The organism is Microcoleus sp. T2B6 (genome assembly GCF_036700475.1).
Lineage (GTDB): Bacteria > Cyanobacteriota > Cyanobacteriia > Cyanobacteriales > Microcoleaceae > Microcoleus.
On the sequence record NZ_JAUBOZ010000005.1, the window covers coordinates 159478 to 168745 of the forward strand.

Genomic DNA, 9268 nt, shown 5'->3' on the forward strand with positions numbered 1-9268 from the left:
AGGCTACTCAAAATACTCGTGGCTCAAGGTAGTCATTTACCTGTGAATATCTTGCGGGATAAAGCTTTCAGTCTAATTAGAGTCAGGTAAAAACTTAGCTGAGTCCACCCTTGGATCGCAAAATCTTGCTCCCATTGCCAGTCAGTCGGTTAACCTATGGCAAATTTTCTACCTCTGGCCCAACTGCCCACCGTTTTTGGTGAATTCAACTATAATTCAAAATACACTTGAGTCCAGCCCGCACCTTCCCCGGAATATTCTAACTGTGTTTACCACCGCACCTGCTCCGAACTTTACTCAAACCCGACTGCCCCACGACTTGTTTGCAGCCATTAACGCCCTCAAACAAGAGTTAAACGCCGTCATTCTCGCCCACTATTACCAAGACTCCGAGATTCAAGACATCGCAGACTTCATTGGCGACTCCCTAGAACTTGCCCGCAAAGCCGCCAACACCAGCGCCGAAGTCATAGTTTTTGCCGGAGTTCATTTCATGGCCGAAACCGCAAAAATTCTCAATCCCGACAAATTAGTGTTGTTGCCAGACTTAAATGCTGGGTGTTCCCTCGCCGACAGTTGCCCTCCCGAAGCCTTTGCAGCTTTCAAAGCCGATCGACCAGGACATTTGGTAATTTCCTACATTAATTGTACGGCCGCAATTAAGGCAATGAGCGATATAATTTGCACCAGTTCTAACGCGGTTAAAATTGTCAACCAAATTCCCGAAAATCAGCCGATAATTTTTGGGCCAGATCGCAATCTCGGCCGCTACGTCATGGAACAAACCGGCAGAAACATGGATATCTGGCAAGGGGCCTGCATCGTCCACGAAAACTTCTCAGAAAAAAAGATAGTTCAACTCAAAATCGCAAATCCCGAAGCCGAAATAATTGCCCACCCAGAATGCGAACCTCCCGTGCTGCGCCATGCCAATTACATCGGCTCCACCACCGCTTTGCTCAAATATTCTCAAGCTAGTTCCAGCCAAGCCTTTATTGTCGCGACTGAACCGGGAATCATTCACCAAATGCAAAAGCAAGCTCCGCACAAACGCTTCATCCCCGCTCCTTCAACCAATAATAACTGCGCTTGCAACGAGTGCCCGCACATGAGATTAAATACCTTGGAAAAATTGTATCTCTCCCTAAAAAATCAAACCCCTGAAATTACCATGCCCCTAGATATTCAACTAGCAGCTTTGCAGCCCATCCAACGAATGCTAGAAATGAGCTAACGGTTGACAGTTGACAGTTGTCAGTTGACAGTTGACACTATTTTAGGATGGGTTGAATCCACGGATTAAATTAGTAATCATGGACGCGAAAAAACCGGTTTCTCCGAAAAATTGCGGATGCTCGCCACAGAAACCGGGTTTTTAGCCCCGCGTGCGTCCAGCACTGCATTAGGTCATTTCTTTAAAAATTATGGACAATCGATGATTTTAGAAAAACTGATTGTTTTCACCCGCTATCCCGAACCGGGAACAACCAAAACTCGACTAATTCCGGTGCTGGGAAAAACAGGCGCTGCCAACCTTCACCGCTTGATGGCCCAACGGACGATCGCCTGCGCGCTCTCTCTCCAAAAATTCCGCCAATTATCGGTAGAAATTCACCGAACCGGCGGCAGCCAACAACTGATGCAAGAGTGGTTGGGAACTGATATTATTTGTCAAAATCAAATAGACGGCGATTTGGGCGCAAGAATGACAGCAGCTTTTCAAAACTCTTTTAATTCAGGGGTGGATAAAACTGCAATTATCGGCACTGATTGTCCGGGTTTGAAAGCAGAAATCATGGCACAAGCTTTTGAGGAATTGAGTCAGCACGATTTAGTTTTGGGCCCGGCAAAAGACGGAGGTTATTATCTGATCGGGCTGCGGCGATCGATACCGGAATTGTTCGGTGGCATTCACTGGGGAACCAGTCAAGTATTGGCTTGTACGCGGGCGATCGCCCAAAAGCTCGATCTCAATATTGCTTATCTTCCCACTCTTGCAGATATCGATCGACCAGAAGATCTCCTCGGTTTAGATATTAATATGTTGAAATAACTAAACTCTATTTAACCGTTATAAGTTATTAGAAATTGTCATATATAATTTGAGAAAAATACTTGATTGTGAAACCAGAACGTCATAATATAGTAATTGTATTTGTCTAACCAAATGCTGAATCTCAGTAGCAGTTAGACAGCGCTTGGGACAATAGTCCCAGGCGCGAGAAAAAGCCAAAAATTACCAACTAAATTAGCAACTAACAGCTCCGCTTTGTACAAAACCCGCCCCGCCAGATGAAAGCCCAATGTAGGCGCGGGCCAGGTGTAAAAAATGAGCAACTAATAGCTTTGTTTTTTACCAAACTCTCACGTTAAGGCAAAATGTAGGGGCGAGCCCGGGGTCAGAAATGGGCAAAATCAGCTTTGTACAAAACCCGCTCTCTCTCACGGGCTGCTTAATTCTGTATGTTGTCGCCAGAAAATCCCAATCTCAAAATTTCCCTGATCATTCCAGTCTTAAACGAAGCACCTACAATTGCCTCAGTCATCTCCACCGCCCTTGAGGCCAAAAATGTCGAAATAATTGTCGCCGACGGCGGCAGCAGCGACGGTACTACAGACATAGCAAAATCTTTGGGCGTCCAAGTTATCTGCACCGCCCCAGGCCGCGCCACCCAAATGAATGCAGGTGCCGTCGCAGCTACTGGAGAGATCCTGCTGTTTCTCCACGCAGACACTCTTTTGCCTCGCGGGTACGACTCTTGCGCGCGTCGGGTACTAGCTAACCCGTCGGCAGTAGCGGGGGCCTTTCAACTCAAGATTGACGCCCGCAGGCTCAGCCTCCGGCTGGTAGAAACAGGGGTAAACTGGCGATCGCACTTTCTGCAAATGCCCTACGGCGATCAAGCTATTTTCCTCAAGGCAGTTACCTTTGACAAAATCGGCGGTTTTCCCGACTTGCCCCTGATGGAAGACTTTGAATTCGTGCGTCGATTGAAAAAACAAGGCCGCATTGAAATAGTACCCCAGCCAGTGCTGACATCCGCCCGTCGCTGGCAGCAGCTTGGGGTGATCAAAACCACCGCCATTAATCAAATAGTAATCATCGCTTATTTCCTGGGAGTGTCGCCCGATCGACTCGCTTTCTGGTATAAGAGGCAAAAGAAAAATTCTTCCAAAAACTAAAGAATAGTGAACTTTTCTAAAGCTCGCTGCCAATTATGCAAATAGGAAACACGTCCCTGCGTAAAATATGACTTGAACGCCTCAACTTTTACGCACAGCGAGGAAAAAGAGAATATGGCCGATCCCAGAGATGCAGAGCTGATTAAACCCTTTAACGGCGACCCCTTCACGGGTCATCTCGCAACTCCCATCAGTGCTTCTGATTTCACAAAAGCATTCATTGGGAACTTGCCCGTCTACCGCAAAGGACTCTCGCCCCTAATTCGAGGCCTAGAAATTGGTTTGGCACACGGTTATTTCCTCGTCGGCCCCGAAATCGTCTTCGGACCCCTGCGGGATTATCCAGAAGCAGCTAATCTCGGAGGATTATATACAGCCCTCGTCTTAGTTCTGCTTGGCACACTAGGTATGTCTGCTTACGGTTTAGTCTCTTTCAAACAAGACAACACCAGCTACCCTAGCGCTAATCCCATGACCCCTGATGCCCTCAGAAATGCTGAAGGGTGGAGCCAGTTTACCGGTGGTTTCTTCATTGGTGGAATGGGTGGTGTCTTTGTTGCCTACTTCTTACTCGAAAACTTTAACGGCGTTGATGCCATTTTCCGGGGTTTAGTCAACAATTAGACTCGACTCCCAAATATCCCTGTTGGAACACACTAACTTTAGTTTGGAGAATTTGATATGACAGGTTCCTACGCTGCCTCTTTCTTGCCTTGGATTTTGATTCCCCTAATTACCTGGGTGATGCCGGTTGTGGTAATGGGTTTGTTGTTTATCTACATTGAAAGCGACGCCTGATCCTTACCCCTAAAGTAAGACCTAAGTGGGAAAGCCCAAGTAAGACGATGGACGAACAATTGCTCTGAAATTTCTAGATAAATCTAGGGAAAATCAGCAAAAATTGTTTTGAGATTGCTGGCGATCAGAAAACTTAGTTTCTTTACCCCCATCCCCAGACTTTATCTGTGGAGCAATCTTTCAGTTTTCTTCCTTCAAAACTCGTAATTGCAAAAAAATCCTCTGCCTGCAGGTAGAGGATTTTTTTGCAAAGAAGACAAATCATCCGATCGGGGAACACAAATTGCCAAATTCTGAGCCACAATTGTTATGGAAACCTACTAATGAGGAGACAGCGATGCAATTTTCCCCCGCTCGCCGAATTTTAGCTCCATTCCTGATCTCGGTACTGCTGTTAGTGACCGCCTGCGGTCAAACCCCAACCCAATCACGCTGGGACAAAGCCCAGCAGGAAAGCACCCAAAAGCCTGGTAAAGCACAGCAGACAACTGGTGATAAATCAAGTGCTAGTAATCAAAACCTGCCCAAGAAGGCAGTTGCAGGCGGTAAGTTAAATAAATACTTCCCGGCTTCTGGCGGTGGATTTGATCGCGTTTTTGCTCAAGAAAAATCCGGTTTTGCTGAAGCTAAGTTGAACAAAGACGGTAAAAATGTCGCGGTGCTCTCGATTAACGACATCGCCGGCAACCCCAACGCCGGTGCAAAATTCCAACAAAGTACCAAGCAAATTGCCGGCTATCCCGCCATTAATCAGGGTGCTAATATCACCGCTGTTTTAGTAGCAAATCGCTATCAGGTGAAAGTTCAATCCCGCAATCCCTCTTTTACCGCCAGCGATCGCGAAGCTTGGCTGTCAAAATTTAACCTCGGCGGCCTCGCCCGCGTCAAGTAGCAATGTCTCTTGTCAAACTCCGCGCCAGACTTGAGTCGGGCGCTATCAAAACTAAATTTGCCACAAAGAGAGTTTGAAGTTTTTGCCATCTGCCAAAAGTAATACCTTTGATTTTCGTTCCAGCATAAGGAGTTTTTTGTGAGCAAAACAGTCTTTGAATTAGTCGATCAACTGCCTCAAGACAACATGACTGTCAAAGCCCTGCGAGCGCTTGACTTTGTGGTTCCCGGTGAGTGGAACAATTTAGTTGGCTTTGAAAATACCATTCGCACCGTTACTGGCGAAACAGACGAAGAACTGATCCAGCAAATTGGCGAGCGCGCCATCTACCTGTACAACGATAAATCTGAGGGCTACCAGCGCGCTCTCTGGCTCTACCAAACGATCGACAGTGCCGACAAGGCTTTGGGCACTGCCGCCCTCGCTAACAAAGTCTCCCAAAATGTGCCGTTTTTGTCCATGCTCGGCAATCTCACTCCCAAGCCGGAAAAAGCTCAAACGATCGACCTTTCTCTGAAGTTAGTCACTGAGTTGCTCGCTTTTTGCCAAATCAACGGCATTCCCGGCGACAGCATCGGCGATTTTGCCGCATCCTTGGGTGACTACGGCGGCGAATCCCTGATGCGGATGGCTGCTTTGGTTTGTTTCGATGGTTTGATTCCTCTGGGCCCAGACTTTATCATGGCAACTCAGTCTTGGATTCAGAGGCTCTCCCCGAACGATTTGCAAGATAATTCGGCCTTTAAGTCGATCGGCGGCATGATTCCAGGGGGCTCTCCCGCAGGCCAGTTGGGCTTTATCGGCGAAAGCTTTAACTCGGTTTCTGGCTGGATGAGCTCTTTTGTGAGCGATCGAGGTTTGACTCCCCAAAACGTACTCGGCCACTTGCAGAATTTTGTAGATATTTCAGCAGACAAGGTGGACTACGTGGGCGCATTCCTCGACATGACTACCAACTACTACGAACACACCGGTGTTCAAACTCTCGCCCGCCGTTTGATTGAACGAGCTGTCGCTGAGATTTAGAATAACCAAAGGAGTTGTGATGTTTGCGGGCGATCGCCCTGTGAGAGTGTTTTCAGTTCAAATTTTTTTGACTAGCCATTCTCTCAGGTTGGTTTTCGATAAAATGTGTGCGATCGAGAAAGTCGATCGCCCGCTTGCTCAACTCCCAACTCCTTACCGAATCACTTTTACCAGGAAGCGTTAATGTCAGAAGAACCGAAAAATCCTACCGCTGGCGAATCGGAAACTCCCAGTGCGTCGATCGATCACGCCCCGAGTTCCGACACAGCCGAGACAAGCGACTTTCCCAGCACTGACAAGCCTCAGCCGGCTGCTAAAAAGCCCGCAGCCAAGGCCGAAGGCGACAAGCCCCCAGCTAAAGCTAAAAAGGAAAAAGCACCTGCTGTTGAAGACAAGCCCTTTGCGGAATTTATTCAACAAGATTATTTGCCCGCTTTGCAAACTGCTTTGACTAAGCAGGGCGTTAAGGATTTAGAGGTGAGTTTTACCAAGCAAAAATTTCCCGTTTTTGGGATGAGTTCCGCCGGGGATTGCTGGCAGGTAATTGGTAAATTCCAAGAAGGAGAGCGCCAATTTAACCTGTATTTTCCTCAAGAAAATATTCAAAGTCAAAGAGCCTTTTCCTGCGCGGAAAATAAGACCAAAACCAGCACTTTAGAGCCTTTTTTGATCGATGAGCGCAAGGTAACACTAGACCTCATGGTGTTTGGGGTCGTCCAGCGGCTTAACGCTCAAAAATGGCTAAATCTTAATTAACCTGAGTTCGGGATAAGAAGAGGGGGGGACAATAATTTACTCAAAGTCAACCCCTACTCCCCTTCTTAAGGCAGGGCTGTTTCATTCTCACCAAAAACATGAATTTCGACTCTTGTAGTGCCAAGAATGCCTACCCCCGACCTAGAGGATTTGATCGGCAGATCAGACCAAGAGGGCCGGCACGGGGAGTAGGGGTAGCACGGCCCCTACCGAGAATGAAACTGTCCTGCTTCTTAAGGGGGATTTAGGGGGATCTGGACTCAGGTAAAAACGAGATTGATCACAGGCTTTCAGGCGATTGTTGACACCAACGGGATCTTGGAGTATCCCTACGGGGAAGCTCACGATAGGCTGGTGTACTTCATAAATGTGGAATCTCCTGTAAATGGAAAGCAATAGCCATAGAACTCAAAAAATCAGGTCATCTTCTCAATCAGTGGCGGCATCAATCCTGTGGGATGAAACTGAAGATAAAAATACAATTTTTTGGGAAGAATGGCAGGCGCATCAAGATTATCTTTCCCATTGCTGTCTCAAGTGGATGAACTCAAACCCACTCGATGCCGAAGAAGTATTGAGTCAGGCAATGCTTAAAGCCTGGAATGAATGGCAAAACTATGGAATTCAAATTAAATGTCCTAAAGCTTGGTTAACTCAACTTCTCTATAACTTCTGCATAGATTTCCATCGAAAACGAAAACGAGAAACATTAATAATTGAAAACATAGACGAGATTAAACTTGAAGATTATCCAGCACTTTATTCTAACTTAGGATTTACTGAACCTAATCTTATAGACCTGGAATTGCAGGCATATATCTACCATAAAATTGACTGCTTGCCTCCCAGACTCCGCGATACTTTGGTCTTATACCACTACCAAAATAAATCTTATCAAGATATTGCCAAGCTATTTCTATGCTCTGAAGAAAACGTCCGCAAATCCGTGAGCAAAGCCGGACGTATTCTGCGAAGGCATTTAACCAAATATCTGGCCGGTGAAGATGATACTCCTCTAAATTCTTCCTTGCCCGCCTTAAAGTTGGTAATTCCTTTGCCAGAAAAGTCTCAACCCCAATGCAATTGGGAATCACTAATTCCCCCAAAAAGCCAGGATGAAGAAATTAGCTATCAAGTCACCGTACTATGTCTGGAAACTTTACCAAGAAATTGGGTCTAAAGCCCCGTCCTTATAGGACGGCTTTAATTACAGAGACTGTGAAGATTCGTTAAAGATACAGACTTGCAAATCAAAGTTTCTGTAATAGTGGTAGACTATTGAAATGATAGTATTAGAGTTTAAGTTGAAGGGCAAAGCGGAGCAGTATCGAATCATCGACAACATGATTCGGACGGCTCAATTTGTGCGAAACAAAACTCTTAGACATTGGATAGATAATCAAGGGATTAAGCTAGTAGACCTGTACAAACAATGCGCCGTTATGGCAAAAGAGTTTGAATGGGCAGGCAAGCTTAATTCGACGGCACGTCAGGCTTCCGCCGAACGTGCCATTTTTGCTATCCAGCGTTTCTTTGCTAACTGCAAAGCTAAGAAGCCAGGAAAAAAAGGATACCCGCAGTTCAAGAAACATACTCGCTCTGTTGAGTACAAGCAGTCCGGTTGGTCGCTTTCTAGTGACAAAAGATGCCTAACATTTAAAGATGGATTTGCTGCTGGGAGATTCAAGTTAATCGGTAGTCGGGATTTGCATTTTTATGCGCCTGATGAGATTAAACGAATTAGGATTGTGCGCCGTGCCGATGGCTACCACGCCCAATTCTGTATCAACGTGGAGCGGAAAGAGGAACTTGTTCCGACTGGTAAGGTTATTGGAATAGACGTGGGATTGAACCACTTTTATACTGATAGCGACGGCGAAACAGTTCCTAATCCTCGCTACCTCCGAAAGAGTGAAAAAGCTTTGAAGAGATTGCAGAAGCGAGTTTCTCGGAAAAAGAAAGGTTCCAAGAACCGGAAAAAGGCGATCAACAAGTTAGGAAGAAAACACCGGAAAGTCAGCAGGCAGCGTAAAGACTTCGCCATAAAGACGACGCCCGGCGCGGTAAAATCTAACGATTTTGTAGCCTACGAAGACCTTCAGGTTCGGAATATGGTTAAAAACCACAAGCTCGCTAAATCAATCAGCGATGCAGCCTGGTCACTAACTTGATCATTATTTGGAATATTTCGGGAAAGTGTACAGCAAAACAGTCATTGCTGTTCCACCACAGTACACCTCTCAGAACTGTTCAAATTGCGGCAATCTAGTCAAGAAAACCCTGTCAACTCGAACCCATATTTGTGGTTGCGGTACGATATTGGATCGCGACCACAATGCTGCGTTGAACATTTTGGCGAAAGGGTTAAAGCAGGCAAAATTTAATTTAAATACGGCGGGGCACGCCGGAATTCACGCTGGGGGACAGACCGATCTCTACTCGCTGGTGGTGACATCAACAAGCAAATCGACTGGATGATCCAAGAATCCCCGCGCCTTCAAGGCCGGGGAGTGTCAACCCATCATTCCTACATCTCTAAGCTGTCAAACATCTAAACTGCATTAACTAAGTTACCTTTATTTTTTATTTTTCGGTTCCATTTCATAATTAGTC

At 46.2% G+C, this 9268-nt stretch carries 9 protein-coding genes and 1 pseudogene; all 10 read left to right on the top strand.

Features of this window, described 5'->3' with window-relative positions; translation table 11 throughout:
- Window positions 1-265: 265 nt before the first annotated feature.
- A complete protein-coding gene (nadA, locus tag QUA00_RS04010; RefSeq protein ID WP_333408754.1) occupies window positions 266-1234 on the top strand; it encodes a quinolinate synthase NadA in 969 nt (322 codons plus the stop codon).
- A 201-nt stretch (window positions 1235-1435) separates the two neighbouring features.
- The gene (locus QUA00_RS04015; protein ID WP_333307749.1) at window positions 1436-2053 is read left to right on the top strand and encodes a TIGR04282 family arsenosugar biosynthesis glycosyltransferase; all 618 of its coding nucleotides are present in this window, start codon (window positions 1436-1438) and stop codon (window positions 2051-2053) included.
- Between the two features lie 410 nt (window positions 2054-2463).
- Window positions 2464-3183: a TIGR04283 family arsenosugar biosynthesis glycosyltransferase gene (locus QUA00_RS04020; RefSeq protein WP_445305716.1), complete on the top strand. Its 720-nt coding sequence runs from the start codon at window positions 2464-2466 to the stop codon at window positions 3181-3183.
- Window positions 3184-3297: 114 nt separating this feature from the next.
- Window positions 3298-3807 carry a photosystem I reaction center protein subunit XI gene (locus tag QUA00_RS04025; RefSeq protein WP_333081456.1) on the top strand — a complete coding sequence of 170 codons (510 nt, stop codon included), beginning with the start codon at window positions 3298-3300 and terminating at the stop codon, window positions 3805-3807.
- 57 nt (window positions 3808-3864) lie between these two features.
- A complete protein-coding gene (locus QUA00_RS04030; protein ID WP_333042098.1) occupies window positions 3865-3981 on the top strand; it encodes a photosystem I reaction center subunit VIII in 117 nt (38 codons plus the stop codon).
- Between the two features lie 337 nt (window positions 3982-4318).
- Window positions 4319-4873 carry a hypothetical protein gene (locus QUA00_RS04035; RefSeq protein WP_333104564.1) on the top strand — a complete coding sequence of 185 codons (555 nt, stop codon included), beginning with the start codon at window positions 4319-4321 and terminating at the stop codon, window positions 4871-4873.
- A gap of 138 nt (window positions 4874-5011) precedes the next feature.
- Window positions 5012-5899 (top strand): hypothetical protein, encoded by an 888-nt coding sequence (locus QUA00_RS04040; RefSeq protein WP_333142657.1) that lies wholly within the window; start codon window positions 5012-5014, stop codon window positions 5897-5899.
- Window positions 5900-6082: 183 nt separating this feature from the next.
- Complete coding sequence (locus QUA00_RS04045) at window positions 6083-6655, top strand: DUF2996 domain-containing protein (protein WP_333142658.1); 573 nt, start codon at window positions 6083-6085, stop codon at window positions 6653-6655.
- A 385-nt stretch (window positions 6656-7040) separates the two neighbouring features.
- Window positions 7041-7835, top strand: a complete 795-nt coding sequence (locus tag QUA00_RS04050) for a sigma-70 family RNA polymerase sigma factor (protein WP_333408755.1) — start codon at window positions 7041-7043, stop codon at window positions 7833-7835.
- A gap of 103 nt (window positions 7836-7938) precedes the next feature.
- A pseudogene (locus QUA00_RS04055) lies at window positions 7939-9133 on the top strand (RNA-guided endonuclease InsQ/TnpB family protein).
- The last annotated feature ends 135 nt before the right edge of the window (window positions 9134-9268 follow it).

Coding starts and splice junctions, on each gene's coding strand:
- QUA00_RS04015 (WP_333307749.1), top strand. CDS start 1,436: ATGATTTTAGAAAAACTGATTGTTTTCACCCGCTATCCCGAACCGGGA.
- QUA00_RS04020 (WP_445305716.1), top strand. CDS start 2,464: ATGTTGTCGCCAGAAAATCCCAATCTCAAAATTTCCCTGATCATTCCA.
- QUA00_RS04025 (WP_333081456.1), top strand. CDS start 3,298: ATGGCCGATCCCAGAGATGCAGAGCTGATTAAACCCTTTAACGGCGAC.
- QUA00_RS04030 (WP_333042098.1), top strand. CDS start 3,865: ATGACAGGTTCCTACGCTGCCTCTTTCTTGCCTTGGATTTTGATTCCC.
- QUA00_RS04035 (WP_333104564.1), top strand. CDS start 4,319: ATGCAATTTTCCCCCGCTCGCCGAATTTTAGCTCCATTCCTGATCTCG.
- QUA00_RS04045 (WP_333142658.1), top strand. CDS start 6,083: ATGTCAGAAGAACCGAAAAATCCTACCGCTGGCGAATCGGAAACTCCC.
- QUA00_RS04050 (WP_333408755.1), top strand. CDS start 7,041: ATGGAAAGCAATAGCCATAGAACTCAAAAAATCAGGTCATCTTCTCAA.